Source organism: Pseudomonas syringae group sp. J309-1 (assembly GCF_032582135.1).
Lineage (GTDB): Bacteria > Pseudomonadota > Gammaproteobacteria > Pseudomonadales > Pseudomonadaceae > Aquipseudomonas > Aquipseudomonas quasicaspiana.
This window is the reverse complement of sequence record NZ_JAWHNU010000057.1, coordinates 1-21,542: the sequence shown is the minus strand read 5'-3', so window position 1 is coordinate 21,542 and position 21,542 is coordinate 1. Positions and strand designations below refer to the sequence as shown.

18 protein-coding genes and 1 pseudogene are annotated in these 21,542 nt (G+C 56.8%); 8 read left to right on the top strand and 11 right to left on the bottom strand.

Going from position 1 to position 21,542, the window contains the following annotated elements; translation table 11 throughout:
* Positions 1–33: 33 nt before the first annotated feature.
* Both RX972_RS23870 and RX972_RS23865 read right to left on the bottom strand, forming a co-directional pair.
* Positions 34–708 (bottom strand): response regulator transcription factor, encoded by a 675-nt coding sequence (locus tag RX972_RS23870; RefSeq protein WP_027897862.1) that lies wholly within the window; start codon positions 706–708, stop codon positions 34–36.
* 63 nt (positions 709–771) lie between these two features.
* Positions 772–2,412 carry a phosphoethanolamine--lipid A transferase gene (locus RX972_RS23865; RefSeq protein ID WP_316879175.1) on the bottom strand — a complete coding sequence of 547 codons (1,641 nt, stop codon included), beginning with the start codon at positions 2,410–2,412 and terminating at the stop codon, positions 772–774.
* 322 nt (positions 2,413–2,734) lie between these two features.
* On the opposite strand from RX972_RS23865, the gene RX972_RS23860 reads away from it, so the two are divergent.
* Genes RX972_RS23860 through RX972_RS23845 form a run of 4 tightly spaced genes read left to right on the top strand, consistent with a single transcriptional unit; the run spans position 2,735 to position 5,428 of the window.
* Entirely contained in the window at positions 2,735–3,424 is a 690-nt protein-coding gene (locus tag RX972_RS23860; RefSeq protein ID WP_410478256.1) for a histidine phosphatase family protein, read from the top strand.
* A complete protein-coding gene (locus RX972_RS23855) occupies positions 3,421–4,290 on the top strand; it encodes a phosphatase PAP2 family protein (RefSeq protein WP_316879171.1) in 870 nt (289 codons plus the stop codon). Before RX972_RS23860 ends, RX972_RS23855 begins: the two co-directional genes overlap by 4 nt.
* A gap of 12 nt (positions 4,291–4,302) precedes the next feature.
* Complete coding sequence (locus RX972_RS23850; RefSeq protein WP_255879849.1) at positions 4,303–5,052, top strand: phosphatase PAP2 family protein; 750 nt, start codon at positions 4,303–4,305, stop codon at positions 5,050–5,052.
* A gap of 10 nt (positions 5,053–5,062) precedes the next feature.
* The gene (locus tag RX972_RS23845; RefSeq protein ID WP_316879195.1) at positions 5,063–5,428 is read left to right on the top strand and encodes a hypothetical protein; all 366 of its coding nucleotides are present in this window, start codon (positions 5,063–5,065) and stop codon (positions 5,426–5,428) included.
* 146 nt (positions 5,429–5,574) lie between these two features.
* Here the strand turns inward: RX972_RS23845 and RX972_RS23840 are convergent, their stop codons facing one another.
* The 3 genes from RX972_RS23840 to RX972_RS23830 all read right to left on the bottom strand — a co-directional run bounded on the left by RX972_RS23840 (position 5,575) and on the right by RX972_RS23830 (position 9,271).
* Complete coding sequence (locus RX972_RS23840; RefSeq protein ID WP_122704867.1) at positions 5,575–6,780, bottom strand: sugar transporter; 1,206 nt, start codon at positions 6,778–6,780, stop codon at positions 5,575–5,577.
* A gap of 122 nt (positions 6,781–6,902) precedes the next feature.
* On the bottom strand, positions 6,903–8,327 hold the full coding sequence (locus RX972_RS23835; RefSeq protein WP_122805466.1) for a sugar porter family MFS transporter: 1,425 nt from the start codon (positions 8,325–8,327) through the stop codon (positions 6,903–6,905).
* 431 nt (positions 8,328–8,758) lie between these two features.
* Positions 8,759–9,271, bottom strand: coding sequence for a GNAT family N-acetyltransferase (locus RX972_RS23830; RefSeq protein ID WP_080238327.1), 513 nt, complete (start codon positions 9,269–9,271; stop codon positions 8,759–8,761).
* Positions 9,272–9,512: 241 nt separating this feature from the next.
* Between RX972_RS23830 and RX972_RS29640 the strand changes: the two are divergent.
* Positions 9,513–10,184 (top strand): annotated as a pseudogene (locus RX972_RS29640) (PAS domain-containing protein); the annotation flags it as partial.
* A gap of 165 nt (positions 10,185–10,349) precedes the next feature.
* Positions 10,350–12,323 carry a PAS domain-containing protein gene (locus RX972_RS23825; RefSeq protein ID WP_410478258.1) on the top strand — a complete coding sequence of 658 codons (1,974 nt, stop codon included), beginning with the start codon at positions 10,350–10,352 and terminating at the stop codon, positions 12,321–12,323.
* Between the two features lie 115 nt (positions 12,324–12,438).
* On the opposite strand, the gene RX972_RS23820 is transcribed toward RX972_RS23825, so the two are convergent.
* The 4 genes from RX972_RS23820 to RX972_RS23805 are packed head-to-tail and all read right to left on the bottom strand — an operon-like array spanning position 12,439 to position 17,070.
* Positions 12,439–12,915 carry a response regulator gene (locus RX972_RS23820; protein WP_099268620.1) on the bottom strand — a complete coding sequence of 159 codons (477 nt, stop codon included), beginning with the start codon at positions 12,913–12,915 and terminating at the stop codon, positions 12,439–12,441.
* A complete protein-coding gene (locus RX972_RS23815; RefSeq protein WP_316879162.1) occupies positions 12,912–15,224 on the bottom strand; it encodes an ATP-binding protein in 2,313 nt (770 codons plus the stop codon). The genes RX972_RS23820 and RX972_RS23815 overlap by 4 nt, the downstream gene beginning before the upstream one ends.
* Positions 15,221–15,889 carry a response regulator gene (locus RX972_RS23810; RefSeq protein ID WP_027902411.1) on the bottom strand — a complete coding sequence of 223 codons (669 nt, stop codon included), beginning with the start codon at positions 15,887–15,889 and terminating at the stop codon, positions 15,221–15,223. Before RX972_RS23810 ends, RX972_RS23815 begins: the two co-directional genes overlap by 4 nt.
* A complete protein-coding gene (locus tag RX972_RS23805; protein ID WP_099268939.1) occupies positions 15,886–17,070 on the bottom strand; it encodes a sensor histidine kinase in 1,185 nt (394 codons plus the stop codon). Before RX972_RS23805 ends, RX972_RS23810 begins: the two co-directional genes overlap by 4 nt.
* A 182-nt stretch (positions 17,071–17,252) precedes the next feature.
* On the opposite strand from RX972_RS23805, the gene RX972_RS23800 reads away from it, so the two are divergent.
* Both RX972_RS23800 and RX972_RS23795 read left to right on the top strand, forming a co-directional pair.
* The gene (locus RX972_RS23800; RefSeq protein ID WP_231666232.1) at positions 17,253–17,762 is read left to right on the top strand and encodes an SgcJ/EcaC family oxidoreductase; all 510 of its coding nucleotides are present in this window, start codon (positions 17,253–17,255) and stop codon (positions 17,760–17,762) included.
* Positions 17,763–17,854: 92 nt separating this feature from the next.
* Positions 17,855–18,037, top strand: coding sequence for a DUF6021 family protein (locus tag RX972_RS23795; RefSeq protein ID WP_099268623.1), 183 nt, complete (start codon positions 17,855–17,857; stop codon positions 18,035–18,037).
* 26 nt (positions 18,038–18,063) lie between these two features.
* On the opposite strand, the gene RX972_RS23790 is transcribed toward RX972_RS23795, so the two are convergent.
* A complete protein-coding gene (locus tag RX972_RS23790) occupies positions 18,064–19,833 on the bottom strand; it encodes an EAL domain-containing protein (protein WP_231677372.1) in 1,770 nt (589 codons plus the stop codon).
* A 125-nt stretch (positions 19,834–19,958) separates the two neighbouring features.
* Complete coding sequence (locus RX972_RS23785) at positions 19,959–21,284, bottom strand: MFS transporter (RefSeq protein WP_027902416.1); 1,326 nt, start codon at positions 21,282–21,284, stop codon at positions 19,959–19,961.
* Between the last annotated feature and the right edge of the window lie 258 nt (positions 21,285–21,542).

Here is a 21,542-nt window from a genome sequence, read left to right as displayed (position 1 = left end):
TGCTTCGAAAAGAAATACAAGCAGCGTCTGTCCTTACCGAGGCCCTTGCAGTTTGTAACCCATGCCATGAACGGTATGCAGCAACGGGATATCGAACGGTTTGTCGATAGTCTTGCGCAACATATACAGGCTGGTGCGCAGACTGTCCGAGTCAGGCGTATTGTTGCCCCAGACGGCTTGTTCGAACTCCTTTCGTTTAACCACCATTGGGCTTTTACGCATCAATAACTCGAGCAGCACCATATTGGTAGGGTTGAGCTTGAGTAATGTTCCGCCTCGCCTGACTTCCAGCGAGTCCAGATCGTAGGTCAGGTCGTGGATCTTGAGCACGTTCTTCTTCATGCCGGTTGAGCGCCACGTGACCGCCTCAACCCGGGCATACAGCTCCGAGAGCGCGAACGGTTTGACGATGTAGTCGTCGGCGCCGACGTTGAACCCGGTCAAACGATCTTCCAGTTGATCACGTGCAGTCAGCATCAGGACCGGAACCTGCTGGCGGGCGTCTTCGCGCAGCTTTCGACAGAGCAGATTGCCGTCCATGCCGGGCAGCATCAGGTCGAGGATGATCGCGTCGAAATTGCCGGTCGTCGCCAGATGCAGTCCCGTCAGCCCGTCCAGCGCACCGACGACTTCACAGCCCTTGAGCGTGAAGTACTCCGAAACGTTGGCGAGAATGTCTTTATGGTCTTCGATAACGAGTATGCGCATCGGGCTCACATTATTGTGTGGTCTACCGGGACAGGCTTGTTTCTGTCCTGGACATGACGTCTATTATTTGTTGGCCAATACGCCGTCGGCAGTACCGTTTCTGCAACCTGCAAACATATCCAGCGAAGGGTCGTAGACGTGAGTATGCACCTTCAACAAACCCAGCATTGAATGGAACAGGTTGTCCTGGCTCAGAGACGCATTACGGGTTTGTTGCAGGCATACCGTATCAAGGGCAAATGACTGCTGATAGTTATCCGAAAACCAGACCATCATCGGCACATGTTTTTGCTGGTCCGGGGCGAGCATGTAGGGCGTGCCGTGGAGGAACAGGTTGTATTCACCCAGCGACTCACCATGATCGGAAAGGTAAATCATCGCGGTGTCTACGTTGGTCTGGTTGCGGCGCAGAATATCAATCAGGCTCGCGAGTACGTGGTCGGTGTAGAGCAACGTGTTGTCATAACCGTTCACGATACTGTCCCGGCTGCATTTATCCAGCGCATTGCTTTCACAGACCGGGGTGAATTTCTCAAACTCCTTCGGATAACGTTTGAAGTATTCCGGGCCGTGGCTACCCATTTGATGCAGTACCAGCACCGTGTCTTTGTCCAGGTGCTCAATGAAGTTCTGCAGCCCTTGCAGCAGGATTTCATCCCGGCATTCACTGTTGGCGCACAGCTCAGGGTCTTTCAGCTTGCTGACATCCTGCAGCGTAACCCGGTCGCAGGTGCCTTTGCAGCCGGACTGGTTGTCACGCCAGATCACGTCTATTCCGGCACGCTTGAGCACGTCCAGCAGACCTTCCTCGGTTTTGGCCGTGGGCGCGTCGTAGTTCTTGCGTCCCATGTTGGAAAACATGCACGGTACCGACACTGCCGTTTCAGTCCCGCAGGAGTGGACGTCGGTAAAGGCAATCACGCCAGGTTCTGCTCGCAGTTGCGGAGTGGTATCGCGGTTATAGCCGAGGATGCCGAAGTTCTCGGCCCGGGCACTTTCGCCTACGACCAGTACGGTGAGCGATTTACGTGGGCGCTGTACCCAGGCACTGTCTCGGGTGGCATCTTCGCCGACTTTCAGAAAAGGTTTTTGCGCCGTAACCACTTGTTCACGCAGGTAGCCGAGTGAGGCACCAACGTAGTTGCTGGGCACCACCATTAAACGTAACTCGTGGTGGTTACGGAATAGAGACGATAACCCTTGATAGTTGACCAGTGCCACGCTGCCAGTCATGGCGGCGCAGCCGAGAGTGACGAGAGTCTTGCTGATCAGTTCGCGGTGCAGTGGGCGATAACTGATTGGGGTTTTCCATAACAGTAAAGACGGAACGATGCCGAGCAGTAAGATATAAACGAAAAGTTTAGGCGACAGTAGATCCCATACTTCGGTTGCGTTGGTCTCGGCAAAGTTTCTTAACATACCGGCGTCAATCAGGACTCCATAGCGGCTCATGAAATAAGCGACGCCCGCACTGATCATGAATAAGGTGATCAGTACCGGTTTAAATGTTTTGCGAAACGCCAGCAGCGTCAGCGTGATGTTAAACACGCCAAACAACATGATGCCGAACGCCAGACGCAGCATCGCGTTGTGGTCGGTAATACTCACGAGGTGTTGCCAAAGGGTGCTGTTGAATCCGAGTAACAGGAAGGCGCTGCCGAGCGCCGTCGCTACCTCGGGGCGAAGGTGTTTGATTTTAAACATGTGATTCCGCTTCACTGAATGAGGGAGGTCGCTCGAGTGATTGAGCATGGTGTCTCCAATGGCGCAGACTCTAGGCAGGGAATCATCAAATTTTTGTGAAAAACATGCCAATAAAAGGTGGGTGTACTTGTAGAAATTAATGCTAATTGTTATCAACTGAACGGCGGCTGAATAGCTACATTTCTGCAGGCTGTTTGCGACTTATTTTTCACATCGTTTTCACTGCTCTCCCACGTTGTTAACTTTAGGCTTTGCTCACAGTACGACAACTTCAGGGCGCGACGCCTGACGGTTGCCATGGTCTTTTTGCAGGAGCGAAGGCGTGAGCACTACCCTGATCAATGAATCAGTTATTCCCGGTAAAACCTCTTTCACGGCTATGTTCAGCGGCCGTTCAGTAATGTCCGTGGCGGCGGCTATTTTTGCTGTGGTATTAATTGCCTGGTTTTATAAAGCGACTCCCGTCGTCGATCTAAGTATTAATAACAACTTTAACAATTCTAAATTGTATGACCGCTGGGTCCGGGGAGATGTGGTGGTCATGGTCCGACACGCAGAACGTTGCGATCGCTCTGGTAACCCATGCCTGGGAAGTGCTGATGGCATCACTGTCAAAGGCAGCCAGTCAGCACAGGCAGTGGGTGTCGGCTTGCAGCAAATGGGTCTTGAAAACTCCCGGATCATTGCCAGTCCGCTGACCCGTACTCGTCAGACGGCTGACTTTATTCTGGGTCGAGCTGTGCCGACCCAGAGCTGGGCCAGTGAATGCAACAGCGGTTTTAAAGACGCTGTTCTGGCGCACAAGCAGCTCGCACAGAATCTGGTGCTGATTACTCACAGCGGTTGCATCGATCAATTTGAACGCAAGATGGGCGTGCGCGCAGGCGACCGCTCCAGCGAATACACCCAGGCAGTGTTCGTAAGGGTCGACGGTAAGCATGCGCCGAGCATCATCGGTTCAATGGACGCAGCGCAGTGGAAAAACATGACGATCGGGCAGGTGAATCAATGAACGCTTTGAGTGCCCGATCCCGCTTCTATTCCCGCTATCTGGGCGTGCCATTGTTGTTGGCGTTGATAACGTTCCTGGCCTTTGATCTGACCGATCTCGACCGGCTGTTCAGCAACCTTTTTTATGACCCTGCCGCTGGCGTTTTCCCCATTGGTCAAAGTCGTCTTTTTGAACAGGTAACTCACAAGTGGGCCCGGATCATTCCGGACTGGACGGGTGAGCTAGCCATTATCGGTGCATTGCTGTCGTTCGTCTGGCCGTGTGTGGAGCGCTATCGTCAAACACGCCCCGGCCGATTCATCGCCCGCTCGCGGGTGGCAAGTCTGCTGAAATTTCTGCAGCGGCACCGGCTCGATTTCTTTTTCGTCATCGTTGCCTTTGCCCTGAGTACCGGACTGATCCATTACCTCAAGAGCCACACCAGTATTTATTGTCCGGTGGAGACAACGCTGTATGGCGGGAAACAGTTGCATAAGGAATGGTTCGAGAACTTCTCGTTGTGGCGTGAGGCGGGCGCTGGCCGTTGCTGGCCAGGGGGCCATGCCTCCAGTGCATTCAGCCTCTTCGCTGTGTATTTCGTCGCGCGACGCTACCGTTGGCAGCACTCCAGGCTGTTGCTGGCAGGCGTAATTTTGTTGGGCCTCGTCTATGGCACAACGCGGGTTTTGCAGGGCTGGCATTATCTGTCGCATACATTCTGGGCAGGCATTTTTGTCTGGTTGAGCACGTTGCTGGTGGCGCTGTTTTTCTACGGCCGCTCGGCGTTGCAGCAACCGATCCGGCCAGGCGCAGAGCTCAGGATTGAGCCAGTACCGTTCACACCAGAGCCCCAACACTTAACAAGCACTGCATCTGTAATCCAATAACGGAACCTGTCCATGGCTATTGCACTACCGCTTCGCGCATCGCGACCTTTTGATTTTCGACTCGCATTAGGTATCCCCATCGTCTTGATGGGGTTGATGTTGCTGCTCGATCCGACGGCTTTGGATTTCTCCATCGCCCAGATGTTTTATGTGCCGGGAGAGGGCTTTATCGGACGTAAAAGTTACTGGCTGGAAGACATCCTCCACGACCGCGTCAAGCAGGCAGTAATTCTGCTATTCGTTGTACTGACGATTGCTTATCTGAGCAGCTGGTTTTCTTCCCGCCTTGCTGAATGGCGCAGGCCGCTGGGTTACACCGTTCTGGCGATTGCATTGACCACTGCCATTGTTACGCCGCTGAAAGTGGTGACTGCCGTGCAATGCCCGTGGAGCCTGAGCGATTTTGGAGGCAGCGAGACTTACACGCCACTGCTCAGCCAGCGCCCGGACACCCTCAAACCTGGCCGCTGCTGGCCGGGCGGGCACGCTTCTACCGGCTTCTCGTTGCTGGCCTTGTTCTTTGCCTTGCGGGACCGCCATCTGAAAGGGGCACGAATCGCCTTGGGAATTGCGCTCGGGTTGGGCGTGATTTTGTCGGTGGGCCGGATGATGCAGGGGGCGCATTTCCTTTCCCACAACGTCTGGACTTTACTTTTTGACTGGGTGATTTGTGTGCTCTGCTACCGCTGGATTCTCTATCGTCCGCAAGCACAGACGTCGTTCAACTCTGGCTCCATAGAAGCGGCAGGCGGGAAGGGCTGACATCATGCACATGCAAATCTCGGGTGGACGTGCCATTGCGGTGTTGTCGTTGTTTCTGTCTGTGGCTGTGTTGGCAGGCTGTGAAAGCACCCGGGAACGACTGCTGGCTCAAGGATATCCAGCGCCGTATGCCAGTGGCTTTGACGACGGCTGTGGCAGTGGTCGGCAAGCGGCTGGCGCCCTCGGTGAGTTTCGCAAAAACGTGCCCGTCTACCTGGAGGATCGCAAGTACGCTACGGGCTGGGATGACGGCTTCCGCCAATGTCAGGCCACTACCACCAGCGACTTTCAGCCTCATGTCGGTATCGACAGCCAGGCCGATCGGGATTGGCAGCACAGCAAGGATCAGGCGTGGAGCAGGGCGATCCGGCACTGAAAGATGAGGCGCATGGCGAAAATGGATGAACAGTATGGCGTTTGCAAACGCTATGCAGAGTGCTGGAAGCGTCAGTGACGTTGGTCTGCATGGCCACCCGGTATCACGCACCGGGCGGCTCAACTGAAGGCTTCTGAGCAGGTCCGTCAGTGCATGATGTCAACGGTGCCAGGTCCCGGTTCAGCACTGCCATAGCGCTGGCTCGTTATCCGACTGATGATCAGGGCACACAAGGCCAGGAACCCGCCGACGAAGCCGACCCATGCCGAACCCAGGTGATGCACCACGATACTGCCCAGTAGTGCACCGGCACCGATGCCGACGTTGTAGATGGCCGAGTGCATGGCGGACGCGACATCGGTGGCATCGGGTGCCAGCTGGATGACCTGCGACTGCATCAGAATGCCGAAGCACAACATCGCCAGCCCCCAGAGCGCAAAGACCACGACCAACGTGTAAATGCTCCATGAAGCCCAAAGCATCAATGTCAGGCAGATGCACAAAGAACCGATGGCCATCGTGGTCAGGTGGTTGGCGAAGCGGGTGTACAGGGTGTTGAAGAAAATCGACCCCATCAGTCCGGCCAGGCCAAAGAGCAGCAGCATCCAGGTGGTGGTTTCTTCGCTGAAGCCCGCAACCGACTGCACAAACGTCTCGATGTAGGTGTACGCGGTAAAGTTGGCGGTGACCACCAGTGCCGTGATGCCATACAGAGAAACCAGCGCCGGGCGTTTGAACAGGATAGGCAGGCTTTTCAGGCTGCCGCTGTTTTGACTCGGGAGCAGGGGAAGCTTTTTAGCCAGCAGAAACCAGATCAGCGCTGCGACGGCTGCGATGGTGATAAACGTCGCGCGCCAACCCATGCTTTCGCCCAGCACGCGGCCGATGGGAATCCCCAATACCATGGCCAGCGAAGCGCCCATCGCCAGCAGGCTCAATGCCCGCGAACGGTTACCGCCCGGGGCCAGGCGTACCGCCAGCGAAGCCGTGACGGACCAGAACACCGCATGCGCCAAGGCAATGCCGATCCGGCTGATCACCACCATGGTGAAATTTGGTGAAAGACTAAGGACGATGTGGCTGACGATCAGCGTGCCAATCGCCACTTTGAGCAACAGCCGTCGCTCGACGTTGCGAGTCAGCAGCATCATGGGCAGGGACATCAGTGACACCGTCCAGGCATAGACCGTCAGCATCGGTCCCACCTGCGCAGCGGTCATGTCGAAGCTGCTGCCAATGGCATACAGCAGACCCACCGGGGCGAACTCGGTGGTGATGAAGATGAAAGCTGCTACTGCCAGTGCGCCTACACTGATCCAGCTGGTCTGTTGGGTGTCGGCAGAGGTACTCATGAATCCTCGCAAAAAAAATTGGCGGACGCTTGAGCGTTCGAGCGTCCGCCGGGTGTATTACTGAGCCATTGAGCGTATCAGGCCTGCAAGCTCCTGCGATTAGAGCAGCAGGCCCGAGGTGTTTACAGCTCTTTTTTCATGTGTTTCTCGATCTCTTCCAGTGATTTGCCCTTGGTTTCCGGCAGGCAGAAGAACACAAACAGTAGAGAGCCGACGTTGATTACCGCAAAGACAAAGAATGTGGGGTTACCCAGCGTGTCCAACGCCATTGGGAAGAGAAATGCCACCGCTGCGTTGAACAGCCACTGCATGGATACCGCCGTACCGGTCAGCAGGCCGCGAATCTGCGAAGGAAACAATTCAGACATAAGCAGCCAGTAAACCGGCGAAATGCACATCTGCATGAACAGCAGGAACAACAGGATGCAGGCGAGGGCGGCATAGCTCTGGGTCAGGTTCTGCGGCATGAATTGCAGTACACAGCCCAAGGCGATCTGGGCCAGAATCACTGTCACCAATCCGGTCATCAGCAAATGGCGACGGCCATAACGACCGATAGCCCAGATGCCCAGCAGGGTGGCGATGACCGAGACGACGCCGTTGCCGATGGTGGCTGTCAGAGCGGCATTAGTGCCCATGCCAGTGGTCTTGAGAATGATCGGGGTGTAATACATGAACGCGTTCACGCCGGTGAACTGAGCGGTGAAACCCAAGCCAATGCCGATAAGCAACAGCTTGATTATCCATCCCTGACGCAGCAGCTCGGAAACAGGCGGACGCTTGCGGGCGTTTTCCTTCTGCGACCTCATTTCTTCGACTTCGCGCTTGGCCTCTTCAGGCGTATCGCGCAGCTTTTCCAGCACATCCTGGGCATCGTCAAAGCGCCCTTTGGCGGCGAGCCAGTGCGGAGAAGGCGGGACGAAGAATGTGCCGACCAGCAGCAAAATACCGGGCAGCATGGCGATAGCCAACATGTAGCGCCAGATGTGCGACGAGCTCAGCAAGGCCGCCATCAGAGCACTGAGGACGTAGGCCAGCAATTGGCCGCTGACGATCATCAGTTCGTTGCGGCTGACCAGTCTGCCACGTTTTTTCGGGCCGGCAATTTCCGCAATGAACACCGGTACCGTGGCTGAGCCGCCACCGACCGCGATGCCCAGCACAAAGCGAGCGGCAACCATGAACGGAATCGACGGTGCGATGGCGGTACCCAAGGCTCCCGCGATGAATAGCAGTGACAGCAGGCGCAGGGTAACGCGGCGCCCGTAACGGTCGGACAGATAACCACTGCCCAGCGATCCGAACGCTGCGCCGACAATCAGCGAGGACGTGATTAGCCCCTCGGTAAAAGCATTCAGCCCTAGTCCGCCCTGTTCAACAGGCAGCGTCATGAAAGGCAGCGCACCGGCGATGATGCCGGTGTCATAGCCGAACGCCAGGGCACCCATGGTTGCAACGAGTACGGAAATGAATACCAACCTGCGGGCCGAAATATGCTGCCCGCCTTTATCGCCGCCCAAGGAGGCGGTTGTCGTGTTTGAGGACATGAACTGCAGATCCTTTGATTGAACGATGACGCGGCTGGGCAGGGGACGTTCCGATGCTGGTGCAGATTGACGGAAAATAGCCTTGCCAGACCGCTGGCTTGAAGGCTTAGGGGGTGGTCAGTCGGGCTAGTTCCGTAAAAACCGGAAACATATTGAATTAAAGGTTAATCGTTTCAGCGTGCGGGATTGCGCGCGTGTAATGTTGCCGGGTTTTGGCGCAAGCAATGAGCAGCTTGAGAGCAGACGTGGGACCGGTATTGGGCGGAGGGCGGTTTGTCCGCCGAAGAAAATTGAGCGAATACCCCGACGTCCTTCAGGCTGAAACAGTTCCTGCAGATTTTCGTAGGTTCTGTGGGAGCCGGGCTTGCCCGCGATTGGGTTTACAGATTATCGCTGGCAATCCCGGCCCACAGGTCCTGCGCAGTCCTGCGTCAGGCCCGAATGCGCGCCATGGTCAGGGCATCGGTGAACTGACCATCACGAACGGCATAATCACGCAGCAGCCCTTCGGTTTCGAAGCCTAGCTTTTCATAGAGAATCACTGCCGCCTGATTGTCTGAATAAACCATCAGCTCGACCCTGCGCAGTTTCATCCAGTTATCAGCCACTTCCAGCAACGCAGTCAAAAGCTGTTTGCCGATGCCCTGGCCTTGCCAGTCCTGCGCGACGGCCATGCCGATCGAGCCACAATGACTGCGGCGGATGCGGGAAAACTGCTCCAGCGAGCCTTGCCCAACCACGGTCCCTTCATGCAGTGCCACGAGGCTGATCAGTCGTTCGTTACTGCTGTCCAGCCGTTTACGCCAGATGTCAGCGGATTGAAAAGGCATTTGCAGGACTTGCCGGGCAACTGCAGGGACGTTGTACAAAGCGGTTACGCTTTCGGCGTGGGCCTCGGTAAAACGTTCGACAACGATGGCAGAGGACGGGGCGCGCATTGGCATTCATTCCTTAAGTGCGGGTGCGGCCCGTCAGTATACGGCAGCCGTGTGTAACAAGGCTTGCATAGGCTTCTTCAGCGAACGCAGAACGTTTTTGCGTCCCAAGGGTCAATCTGTTTGCAATTAGCCAGTACCTGCAGAAACTGCGATGATTGCGTTTGTTTGCCAGCACTCCAGACTCAGCGGTTCTCTTGCGCTGATTCGGCCGATGATCTTCGTCCTGTGACGCCTTAGCAGTCAGTAAATGCCCATGACCCCCCTCATCAGCCCGACTTCACGCACGCTTCCCGGCGGCGAGACCGGCGCAGCCATCAGAGCTATTGATTGGGCTGCTACCCCCCTCGGTCCTATGCAGAATTGGCCTGCGCCGATACGGTCGGCGTTGAGCATCATGCTTAACTCACCCGAAAGCCTGTATCTGCTCTGGGGGCAGGATCTCAATTTCTTTTTTAACGATGCCTACCGGCCCATTCTAGGCCCGCGTCTTGAAGGGGCCTTGGGGCAGAGCGTCACCACACTCTGGGCTGACGCGTGGGAGCAGGTGCGTCCGGTAGTGGAGCGTGCTTTTGCTGGCGAATCCAGTCGTTACGAAAATCAGCCGATCAGCATGGCGCGCTATGGCGTTGAAGAGCAGACCTGGTGGACATTTTCATTTTCGCCGATCTACGACGAGCTCGAAGAGTCGGTGCTCGGCGTTTTGTGCCATACCGTCGAAACCACTCATTCGGTGCGCGTTGACCAGCAACTCAAGTCCAGCGACGAACGTTACCGTGCACTGTTCAGCAACATTGATATCGGCTTCTGTGTGCTGGAAGTGTCGTATGCAGAAGATGCATTGGCGGGCTGCCATCTCGTTGAGATAAACGCTGCCTTCGAGAGCATGACCGAGCTTAAACAGCAGATCGGCCAAAGTCTGCGGGACATCGCCGAAGGGCGTCCGGTGCCCTGGTTTGAGGTCTATGCACGAGTTGTATTGAGCGGCAAATCGATGGGCTTTAATGCTCCCGCTGTTGCCCTCAACGGGCGCTGGTATGAAATTTACGCCTACAAGATCGATGACTATGCCCAGAACCGCATTGCGATGCTGTTCAAGGACGTGACTGAAGCCCTGCGTATCGAATCCTCGTTGCGGGATACCGAAGAATTCAACAGCCGCGTATTGGCCAGCAGTAACGACTGCATCAAGGTTATTGATCTGGATGGCAACCTGGCGTTCATGAGCGAAGGCGGTATGCGTGTCATGGAAGTCAGCGATTTCAACGCCGTACGCGGGTGCCCTTGGCCTGACTTCTGGCAAGATCAGGGGCACATCGACGCCAAGGCAGCCATTGATCGTGCAAAGGCCGGTTTGCCTGGGCGCTTTCAGGGGTTTGCCAATACCTATCTGGGCGCGCCGAGGTGGTGGGATGTGCAGGTGACGCCGATGTTCGATGCTGCAGGAACGGTGGAGAAGATCCTCTGCATTTCTCGCGATATCACCGCCACTCGTGCTGCGGAAGAAGATTTGCGCAAGCTTAATGCCACGCTCGAAGAGCGGGTTGAAGCCCGAACTCAGGATCGCGACCGTATCTGGCGGCTGTCCACTGACCTGATGCTGATCGCCGAGTTTGAAGGTGCCATCACGGCAGTTAATCCGGCCTGGAGTCATTTGCTGGGCTGGACTCCAGATGAGCTGGTTGGCAGATCGTTTCTGGAGTTTTTGCACCCGGATGATGAACTGAGCACAGCGGCCGCTGCAGCGAAGCTTTCTCAAGGCATTAGCTTCTCCAGCTTTGAAAACCGCTATTTGCATAAGGACGGTTCGTACCGCTGGATATCCTGGACGGCTGTACCTGATCAGTCCTATATCCATGCCGTCGGCCGCGATGTTCAGGTCGAACGCGAGGCCGCAGAAGCATTGCGCCGCACCGAAGCCGCATTACGCCAGTCGCAGAAGATGGAAGCGGTCGGTCAATTGACCGGTGGTGTGGCTCACGACTTCAATAACCTGCTGACAGTGGTCAAAGCGTCAACCGATCTGCTCAAGCGTAATCTGGACGAGGAACGACGTCGGCGCTACATCGACGCGATCTCCAATGCGGTTGATCGGGCGAGCAAACTGACCGGGCAACTGCTGGCGTTTTCCCGTCAGCAAACCCTGCGTCCTGAAGTCTTTGACGCAGGCAAGAGCGTCCGGGCCATCGGCGAGATGATCAGTTCACTGACCGGTGCACGTATCGAAGTGGTGGTCGAGCTTCCAGCGCAGCCTTGCTACATCAATGCCGATGCCGGGCAGTTCGACACTGCGCTGATCAACATGGCGGTCAACGCCCGGGATGCCATGAACGGCGAGGGCACGTTGAGGATTTGTGTCGAGCCGGTCGGTAGTATACCCGCTCGACGGACCCATGCTGCCGTGGTTGCCGATTATGTGGCGGTGTCATTGATCGACACCGGTTCGGGAATTGCGCCGGACTTGCTGGATCGCATTTTCGACCCGTTCTTCACCACCAAGGATGTCGGCAAAGGCACAGGACTAGGGCTGTCACAGGTCTTCGGCTTTGCCAAACAGTCCGGGGGCGAAGTAATCGTCGAGAGCGAGTTTTGCGAAGGCAGTAAATTTACCCTCTATCTGCCTCGGTCCATCGCTACGCCGAGTGCGGAATATGCGGCACTGGATATGGAACTGCAGACTAGCGGCGAAGGCGCCCGGTTGCTGGTGGTTGAGGACAACCCCGAAATTGGCGATTTTTCCAGCCAGACGTTGCGAGAACTCGGCTACGACATTCACTGGGTCAGGAATGGGGTCGAGGCCTTGGCGGTACTGGCAGATCGGGCTGATACCTTTCAGGCAGTATTTTCCGACGTAGTAATGCCAGGCATGAACGGTGTGGAACTTGCTCTTGAAGTCCAGAGATTGTATCCGCAGCTGCCGATTGTTTTGACCAGTGGTTACAGTCCCGCTCTGGCTCAGGGAAACTCCCAGGGCTTTACGTTTCTGCAAAAGCCGTATTCGGTTGAAGCGCTGGCCCGGCTGCTGCGTAACGAGATAAGCGCGCGGCAAGATGGTTGCTGAAATACTTGTCTGTAGGAGCTGCCGAAGGCTGCGAAGCATTTCTCCTGACACACCGCGATCGCAGCCTTCGGCAGCTCCAGATTCGAGGTTTGCGACAGCGCAGTGCCATGGACAGCTAACGTAACTCTCGTGGCGTGCTCCCCCCACGCCGCTGTTGCAGTAATTCAATCTGCTCCGCCGGCAGCAACTGCCGAAGGCTCTTGTAGAGCACGCGGGTTTCCAGCAGGTTCCAGACCCTGAGCATGGTTTCCAGTGCGTCCAGGGGTTTGCTGATGAAGTCCCTTGCACCTAAAGCCAGAGCGCGTATCCGTGTATCACGAGTCGCATCGGCGGTGAGTACCAGAATGGGTAAATACTCATGGGGCGGGATACGCCGCCCCAGTTGTTCGAGCACGGCAAAGCCATCAAATTCAGGCATGTGCAGGTCCAGGATTACCAGATCCGGCTCGAAGCTATTGAACAGCTCCAGTGTGTGCGTGGGCTGGGTAGTGCTCAGGACGTTAAGCAGTCCTTCACGGGCGAGTAACTGCTCCATCAGTTCGAGATTGGCGCGCTGATCGTCAATCAGCAGGATACGAAGGTCTTGAGTCATACAGGCTCCGTGAGGAACTGATCAATCTGGTCGTAGAACATCCGGACGTTGATCGGCTTGACCAGAATGGCTGTGGCGCCCGCTTCGCGTAGCACCTTGTGAGTCATCGGCGTGGCGTCGGCGGTCATCATCAGGATCGGGATATTTGCAGTTTGTACAGCGCGACGCAGGCGGCGCAGTATTTTGATGCCGGAGATATCAGGAAGATTGATATCCAGAAGAATCAGGTCCGGCGCATGTCGCGTAGCCAGATCCAGGCCCATCTGTCCCTGCATGCTTGAGAACAGTTGAATGCCCGAGCGCCGCTGCAGCAAGGTTTCTATGAGTGTCAGGCTGGCCAGGTTGTCTTCGATACACAGCACACTGGCCCGATAGGGCGCAGAAGTTGGCTCCGGGTTATCAATCACTGTGCTGATTTGCGACGCGACCACAGCCGTCTCCGGCTTAATGACGGCGTGGGGCAAACTTAAAATGAAACTGCACCCCTCATCTGTAGCGCTGAGTACCTGAAGGCTGCCGTCCATCATTTCCAGAAGATTCTTGCTCAGCGCCAATCCAAGACCGGTGCCCTCAACCTGATGGTCGGCGTTCAGACGTTCAAAGGGCCGGAACAATTTGTGCAATTGATCCTTGGCAATGCCGGGGCCGGTGTCCGATACCGTCACCGAGAGCATCTGGCCACTGCGGGCTACCTGGAGGGTCACTTCACCCTCTGTGCGGTTGTATTTGATGGCATTGGAGAGCAGGTTCAGCAGCACCTGCATCAATCGCTGGCGGTCGGCGATTACACCTTCGTCGGGGCGAATGACTGGCAGGGGAGCAATGCGGATCCGCGCTTCACTGGCCATAGGTGCAACCAGCGCCAGCGCTTCGTGCAGGACGGAGCCTAGCGCAATGCGCTCCAGATTGACCGGCAGGTGCCCTGACTCGATACGGGCAATGTCGAGGACCTCATTGATCAGGGTCAGCAGGTGCTGGCCAGCCTTGAGGATATGTCCGATCTGTTGACGCTGCGTCGGCAGCGGATCAATTTCCAGCAATTGCGCAAAGCCGAGAATGGCATTCAAGGGGGTGCGCAGCTCATGGCTCATACGTGACAGGAATTCACTTTTGGCGCGGCTGGCGCGCTCGGCTTCTTCCCGGGCTGCGCTCAAAGCGATTTCGGCGGCATGACGGTCGCTGATATCCCGGGTGACCTTGGAAAAGCCGCGCAAAGTGCCGCTGGCATCGTACTGGGCGCTGATAACCACACTGGCCCAGAAGCGGCTGCCATCCTTGCGGCGTCGCCAGGCCTCTTCCATGAAATAGCCTTTGTTTCGGGCTTCTCGCAAAGCCATTTCCGGACGCTGAGGGCACTGCTCCGGCAAATAGAAAACGGAGAACGGCTGACCGATGATTTCCTGTTCGCTGTAGCCCTTTATTCGCTCTGCTCCGACATTCCATGTCGTGACACGGCCGCTGGCATCCAGGGCGAAAATACCGTAATCCTTGACCGCGTCGATGATCAGTCGCAAGCGTTCTTCGTTATCCCGTAACGCGCCTTCACGCTGGGCCAGCAGGTGCGCGGCCTCCACCAGACGGGTGCCCAATTGGCCTATTTCGTCCTTTTCCGCAGGTTGCGGCATCAGTGGATGACCCGCAGCCAGCAATTGCGCGTTGCGCTTCACATGCTCGACCCGGCTGACGATGCCTCTGGACAGCAAAAGCATTGCCGCGACAGCGGCGAATACCCCGCAGCAGGCGGCCAGAAACGTGGCGAACACCAGCCGCTCACGGGTTTCAGCAGCGGCTGCGGTACGTTCTTCCAATAATGTGGCTTCACGGTTGCGCATGGCGCTGATCTGTTCTCGCAAGGTGTCGAGCACCTGTTTGTTGCTCACGAGAATATCGGTGACAAGCGCCGGGTCTTTACCGTTGCCCTCACGCAGTTTTGCCAAGGCCCCCAGCTTGATGTTGATCAGCGGAGTGATGAGTTGCAGGCGATCACGAATTTCAGGGTCACGAACGTTGGCATCCAGACGCTGCAAGGCCGCATCAATCAATGGCCGCGCGCTGTTGTAGGCTGGCAGAAAGTCTTCGCGATGGGTGAGCAGATACCCACGTTCGCTGGCGGCTGCCTCGGCGAGAAGGGTGTGAACCGTTTGAATATCTCCTTGCACCAGCAGCACCCGGCGGACATCTTCTTCGGCACGAGCGGTCTGCCGTTCGGCGAGGTAAATCAGCACCAGTGAGGACAACAGGATCACCAGCGGCAGGGCGATTGCGATCAGCGCCTTGCCCCTGAGTGGCAAATCCGACCAGCGACTCATGTCCAGTTTCCGTCAGGCTGGGCAACCAGCCCCAGGGCTATGCCGCGCACCGCAGCCTGGGTTCGGTCAGAGGCATCAAGCTTGCTGATGACGCGTTCGACATGGGCCTTGACGGTGCCGGTGGCGATACCCAGTTTTTCGCCAATCTCACGATTACTGAATCCTCCGGCAACCAGTCCCAAAACCTGACGCTCTCGTTCGGTGAGGTTTTCCCGAGGCGCTGAACCGGCGGCCCGGCGGGTGGCGATACGTCTCAGCAGACGTGCACTCATCGCGCTGTTCAGCGCGTCCTCTCCGGCTGCGACCCGACGCAGAGCATTGATGACCTCCTCGCGACTGGCGTCCTTGAGCAGATAGCCAGCAGCCCCGGCTGCAATAGCCGCTTCCAGATGATCCGGACTGTCGTCCATGGTGAACATCACCACTTTCAGTTCCGGCATGCGTTGTTGCAGCAGGCGTGCGGCACCGAGGCCGTTGAGGATCGGCATGCGCACATCAAGGATGGCGATATCCGGGCGCAGGCGTTCGCAAAGCTCCAGGGCTTCCTGACCATCATTGGCTTGCCCCACGACTTCAAACTCCGGATGTCCAGCCAACAGCGAGATGAAACCTGCGCGGGTCACTTCATGGTCGTCTGCCATGACCAGTCTTATTGTTCTGTTCATGCCGGGACCTCGTTGTTGCCCAGCGGGACAATGGCACTCAAACGTGTACCTTTGCCCGGCTGACTGGCACATTCAAACCGGCCACCGACAAGGTGAGTGCGCTCCTGCATGGCCGTCAGTCCCAACCCTTCCGTCGAGCCATTTCTCGATGCTTGCCGGGCTGCAAACCCTCGACCCTGATCTTCAATCAGCACGGCAACTTCTGCGCCGCGCATTTGCAGGGCAAGCCTGACACTGCAGGGACCGGCATGCTTGAGGACGTTGTTGATGGCTTCCTGTGCAATGCGGAATAAGGTGATTTCAATGACATCGGGCAATCGCTCGGCATATTTGGCCGTCCATTGCACGGCGTGACCCGCTTCGCGCAAGCGATCCGCCTCCTTGTCTATGGCCTGAAGAAGACCGAAGTCATCCAGCACAACCGGACGCAGGCCGCCGATGAGTTGTCGACCCTCGCCGACACAGCGTTGCGCCAGTTGCAGAATCGTTGACAGCTCCTGACTCAACGGCTCAGAGAGGTCAGGGCATTGGCTGGCAAAACCTTGCAGGCGTTGGTGAAGACCTGCCAGGGTTTGTGCCAGCCCGTCATGCAGGTCGTAGGCGACCCGTTTGCGCTCATCTTCCTGAGCACTGAATAAACGATGAACCAGCTCGGACATGGCCCGCTCGCGTGCCGACAGCGCATCGAGCAAACGACTGTTTTCCAGATGTGCCGCGAGCAGGGTGGCCAGCAGTTGAAGAGACTGCAGGTCTTCGGTATCAGGCGCTGCAATGTTCGCGCTGTTGGCCAGCAGCAGGGCCGCGAAGGGCTCGCCGTCGGCCCCCAGTAGGGGTAGATGCAATACGCAGGGGATTTCTGCACAAGGCTGAACTCGCCATTCCGGCGTCAGGATGGTCCTGTCGAGGAGTGTCGTCAGTGTCTGAAAGCGTTGTGGATTGCCATGGCTGGCGCTCAACCTCGAGGGCGTCTCGCCGGTCCATTCAAGCAGAATGCCCTGATCCAGCGCCAGAAATGCACAGGCTCTCTGTACTGCGCGTTGGCGCATTGAGGAGGGCGAAAGGCGGGTCAGTTCGTGGCCGGTGTCGACGAGCAATCTCAATCGCGCGGCACGACTTTCCCATTGACGGTACTGACTGCGCAGATTGAGCGCGCTGGCCGGATCATCGGAAGGCTTGTGCATGTACTGCTCCAACACAGGGGCCGGATCCATTCGGCAAAAAGTGGCGCCATTAGACCTTTTCCGGTGTGGTGCCGCTATCTGCCAAATGGCATAGACAGATCGCACCAATCGGCTGATTGCCGCACGTTCGAGACGCGGCACAGTAGCTCCACCAAAAGCCGATAGGAATACCGTAAATGAAGCTGAACATAAAAATTTCTGCTGTGGCGCTGATCGCTATTCTGGCAACGCCCCTGGTCCATGCTGTCGACACTGCGCCGGTCAAACCGCATTCCTACACGGAGATCGCCCCGCAACCGACTGATGTCAAAGATCGTGAAATCGCCGCGCTGTTCGAGCGCTGGAATCGTACGCTGCAGACGGGTGACTCCGCCAAGGTAACCGCTCTTTACGCGAAGAACGCAATCCTGCAGCCCACTGTATCCAATAAAGTGCGCACTACACCTGCGGAGATCAAGGATTACTTCGACCACTTCCTGGTGCTGAAACCAGTCGGGGTCGTCAACTTCCGTGAGATTCGTCGCCTGAATGAAAACAAGGCGCTGGACACCGGCGTGTATACCTTCACGCTTACCGAGGCTGACGGCAGCAAACGTCAGGTGCAGGCACGCTATACCTACCTCTATCAGAAGATTAATGGTGAATGGCTGATCCTGAATCATCACTCTTCGGCCATGCCACAGCAGGGATGAGGGCCCGCTCGTCAGTTACGCTGCACTTTGCGAGCTGCCCTGCTTCTTAAGTGAGTAGCCCAACGCCGTTGGGCATTTACCAGGAGGTGAGTATGGCGACCAATCAGCGTGACCCCGAGCAGGATCTGGGTTTTGACCCGGACTCTCCTGACCTGGCAGACCCGCAGGTCGATCCGGTGGGGCCAGCAGAGTCTCCTGAAGATGGGCATGACCTTGACGAGGACAAACGCGTGAATGGCGACGACAAGTACCCGCCCTATAAGAGCGGCGAGTAACTCTCGCACACACGAGTTAGTGAAGGTCAGGCGCTCAAAAGGAAAGGGCTGCCCATCATTGTCAGCATGATCTGTTCGGCTGAAAGCGGTCGGCTTAGAAAGAAGCCCTGTGCCTCATGGCAACCGTAGCCCCTGACCAGATCCATGCACTTGAAGGTTTCGATTCCCTCTGCAACGGTTCGATAGCCCAACTGATGCGCCAGCTGAAAAACAGATTGAGCAATGATGCGGTTGCGTGGTTTGTTTTCCAGATCGGTAATGATCGACTTGTCCAGCTTGATCACGTTTGCCGGGATTTCATGCAGGTAAGCGAAGTTGCTGTAGCCTGTACCAAAGTCGTCGATGGCGACATCCACGCCAAGCGCGCGAATCTCCGCCAATTGGGCCAGCACATTGTTGCTGGCCCTTATCCATTCACCTTCGGTTATCTCAACCTCGACCCGATGCGGGCCGATGTTGTGTTTTTCGCAGTCCGCTTTCAACGCCTTTGCGATATCGATGTGCTGAAAGTCCAGAGCTGAAAGATTGAGCGAGACCTTGGCCTCGCTGTCGGTCCAGCCAGCAGCGGCAGCCAGGGCATTGTCGATAACCCAGCGCGTCACAATGCTGATTTGCCCGGAACGTTCAATCAGCGGGATGAACTCAGCGGGGGATACCGGTCCGAAAACTGGGTGATTCCATCGAAGCAATGCTTCGGCGCTGACCTGACGGCCATCCTCAAGTCTGAAGCGTGGCTGGAATACCAGCGAAATATCGCCTCTGGAAAGCGCGCCAGCGACATCGTGAATCAGGGCGTCGGAGCGACGAGACGCGCAATTCGGGTTTTCATCCCAGACAGCCCAGTCAATTCCATCCCGGGCGGCTAAGTCCGCTGCGGAGCGGGCCTTGCGCAGCAGATCACCGATTGATTGTTTTCCATCTCCGCATACAGCAATGCCTATGCGAAGACCGGGCAAGGTGGATATCGAATCTTCGGCGCAGGGTTCGCAAACCATTGTGCTGAGGGTAAGGATCAACTCGCTTTGATCCTGAGGTCTGGCAGGAATCAACAGGCACAAGTGGCGCTCGCTGATATGGTAAGCCGTCAGCTCTTCACCCAGCGCCTGGCTAAGGCGAGCGGTGATGTCCTTCGCCTTTGCATCAATGAGTCCGGAGTCTTGTTCAAGCGCAAAGCCATGAGCCCACTGGCTTTCAAGAATCTCGACAACCATCAGTACCCGTGTTGAAGCCTCAGCATCCAGCCATGGACCTGCGTTGTCGGTCAGAAACTGGCGCAGATTGGGCAGGCCGCTTGTGGCATTGCACATGCTGGTCTGTTGTCGCTGTTCGATCTGCGAAATCACCATCTCGGCCAGATCCTGAAGGACCAGTGTTTCGGCATGGCTGAGTTGATGAGGAAATTTGTCGATGAGGCACAGGCTGCCTATTGCATGCCCGTCACGCGTGATCAGGGGGGCTCCGGCGTAGAAACGGATGCCGCCATCAACCGTCACCAGCTCATTATCCATGAAGCGTGGATCAGCGCAGGCATCAACGACCTGCATGACGCCTTCCTGCTTTATCGTGTGCGCGCAGAAAGACTGATGAATAGGGGTTTGCGGCTTCGGAAAGCCGACTCTGCCCGCGAACCACTGACGATCCTTCTCTACCAGCGACACCAACACGGTGGGTACGTTGAAATAGGCTGAAGCCAGTCGGCAGATGCGATCAAAGTTCTCGTCAGCGGCGGTTTCCAGCCACTGGATGGCGCGGATCGCCGCGAGACGTTGTTTTTCGGCTTGTAATGATAATTGCATAGACGTTCCGGACAGCCGCAGAGTGGTCTCGGTATTGAGAGGCCTTGTGCCATCATAGCTGGGACGGCTTACTCTGCAGAAGGTTTCCTACGAACGGCACTATTTTCACTTTATGTGAGGTTCGTTCAGCTTGCGGCAGCGGGGGATTTGCCTGTAACCAGCCGCAATGCGCTGGAAATGCTGCCAACAGCCGCAAAACCGGCACCAATGGCAAGCGCCAGAACCGGTCCATGTTCGCCGCTGATACCGAAGCTCAATGCGACCAGTGCTGCGCCTGTTGCTTGCCCGATCAGGCGTGCGGTGGCGATCGTGCCACTGGCACCGCTGGCTCGCTCTTTTGGAGCGCTGGTCATCAGAGCCTTTTGGTTTGGCGCCTGGAAGAACCCGAAACCGAGCCCGCAGATGATCATGCGAATACCGATTTCCCACGCACTGGCGTCGGCGGGAATCATCGTCAGCGAAATCATCCCCGCGCATAAAATCGCCAACCCGATACCGCCCAGCATCCCTGGCGCATAGCGGTCTGACAGGCGTCCGGCAATGGGCGCGATCATAGCCACGACCACCGACCATGGAGTCATCAGAAATCCGGTCTGGATCGGGTCGCGGCCCAGAACGGTTTCGAAAAAGAACGGCAGCGAGACAAAGGCCAGCCCCTGGGTGGCAAATGAACAGAAAGCGGTGAGGGCGGAGAGGGCGAACATCGGCCGCTTGAGCAAATCCAGCGGGAACATCGGCGCCGGGTGACCGGCTTCGCGGCGCAACATCAATGCGCCCGCGATCAGAAAGGCTGCCAGAGCGATCAACACACTGGTTTTTGAGCCCAATTGGGCCGCTTCACCCAGAGCGTATATCAGTGCGCCGAAAGTAATCACGTTGAGCACAGCGGTCAGACGATCGAAAGTCAGGGTGCCCGGCTTACTGGCGGGTAAAGAGTTCCAGGCGAATACCAGGGCGAAGATCCCGAGCGGCAGGTTGATTGCAAACAGCCAGGGCCAGTTGGCGACCGACAATACTAAAGAGGCGATGGTGGGACCGGCTGCAAATGAAGTGCCCACCACCAGCGCGTTCATGCCGAGCCCTCGGCCCAGGCGTTCGTGAGAAAAGATCGAACTGATCAGCGCCGCATTGACCGCCATGATGGCGCTCGCTCCCAGCCCCTGCATGACTCGGGCGATGGTCAGGGACGGCAGCGACCAGGCAAAGGTACACAGCGCCGAAGACAACACGAAAAGAATCAGTCCGCCCAGATAAACCTTGCGATGGCCGATGACGCCGCCTAGCGCGGCAAATGGCAGCAAAGTCGCCACAGCGGCGAGCTGGTAGGCGTTGATAACCCATACCGAAGCGGCAGGCGATGCATTCAAGTCAGCTGCGATGCTGGGCAATGCTGTATTGGCGATGGCCGTATCCAGCGTGGCGAGGGCAATAGACAGGAGAATGGCGACCATCCCGCGAAACTCACGAGATGTCAGCCGGGTGGGTGAAGAGGCTTGATCCATTACCAGCAGGGCTCCGTATATTCGAGCAGGGATGCCTGCGCTATGCAGACGCTAGAGTGATCCTGCTGTTTTACACGGCTGCTGCGCAACGGTTTGTTGCAAACTGTTTTCAACGCTAAAGGCACATGAGCTGTAGATACTCTGTTGCCGGTCAAGCTTTCACGAAGTGTTTTTCGCTGAATAGCTTGGCCGTATCAAAATCCTCTC

Coding starts and splice junctions, on each gene's coding strand:
- RX972_RS23855 (WP_316879171.1), top strand. CDS start 3,421: ATGAACGCTTTGAGTGCCCGATCCCGCTTCTATTCCCGCTATCTGGGC.
- RX972_RS23805 (WP_099268939.1), bottom strand. CDS start 17,070: ATGCACAAGCCTTCCGATGATCCGGCCAGCGCGCTCAATCTGCGCAGT.
- RX972_RS23820 (WP_099268620.1), bottom strand. CDS start 12,915: ATGACTCAAGACCTTCGTATCCTGCTGATTGACGATCAGCGCGCCAAT.
- RX972_RS23830 (WP_080238327.1), bottom strand. CDS start 9,271: ATGCCAATGCGCGCCCCGTCCTCTGCCATCGTTGTCGAACGTTTTACC.
- RX972_RS23835 (WP_122805466.1), bottom strand. CDS start 8,327: ATGTCCTCAAACACGACAACCGCCTCCTTGGGCGGCGATAAAGGCGGG.
- RX972_RS23790 (WP_231677372.1), bottom strand. CDS start 19,833: ATGCAATTATCATTACAAGCCGAAAAACAACGTCTCGCGGCGATCCGC.
- RX972_RS23850 (WP_255879849.1), top strand. CDS start 4,303: ATGGCTATTGCACTACCGCTTCGCGCATCGCGACCTTTTGATTTTCGA.
- RX972_RS23865 (WP_316879175.1), bottom strand. CDS start 2,412: ATGTTTAAAATCAAACACCTTCGCCCCGAGGTAGCGACGGCGCTCGGC.
- RX972_RS23845 (WP_316879195.1), top strand. CDS start 5,063: ATGCAAATCTCGGGTGGACGTGCCATTGCGGTGTTGTCGTTGTTTCTG.
- RX972_RS23870 (WP_027897862.1), bottom strand. CDS start 708: ATGCGCATACTCGTTATCGAAGACCATAAAGACATTCTCGCCAACGTT.
- RX972_RS23840 (WP_122704867.1), bottom strand. CDS start 6,780: ATGAGTACCTCTGCCGACACCCAACAGACCAGCTGGATCAGTGTAGGC.
- RX972_RS23795 (WP_099268623.1), top strand. CDS start 17,855: ATGGCGACCAATCAGCGTGACCCCGAGCAGGATCTGGGTTTTGACCCG.
- RX972_RS23815 (WP_316879162.1), bottom strand. CDS start 15,224: ATGAGTCGCTGGTCGGATTTGCCACTCAGGGGCAAGGCGCTGATCGCA.
- RX972_RS23825 (WP_410478258.1), top strand. CDS start 10,350: ATGCTGTTCAAGGACGTGACTGAAGCCCTGCGTATCGAATCCTCGTTG.
- RX972_RS23810 (WP_027902411.1), bottom strand. CDS start 15,889: ATGAACAGAACAATAAGACTGGTCATGGCAGACGACCATGAAGTGACC.
- RX972_RS23785 (WP_027902416.1), bottom strand. CDS start 21,284: ATGGTCGCCATTCTCCTGTCTATTGCCCTCGCCACGCTGGATACGGCC.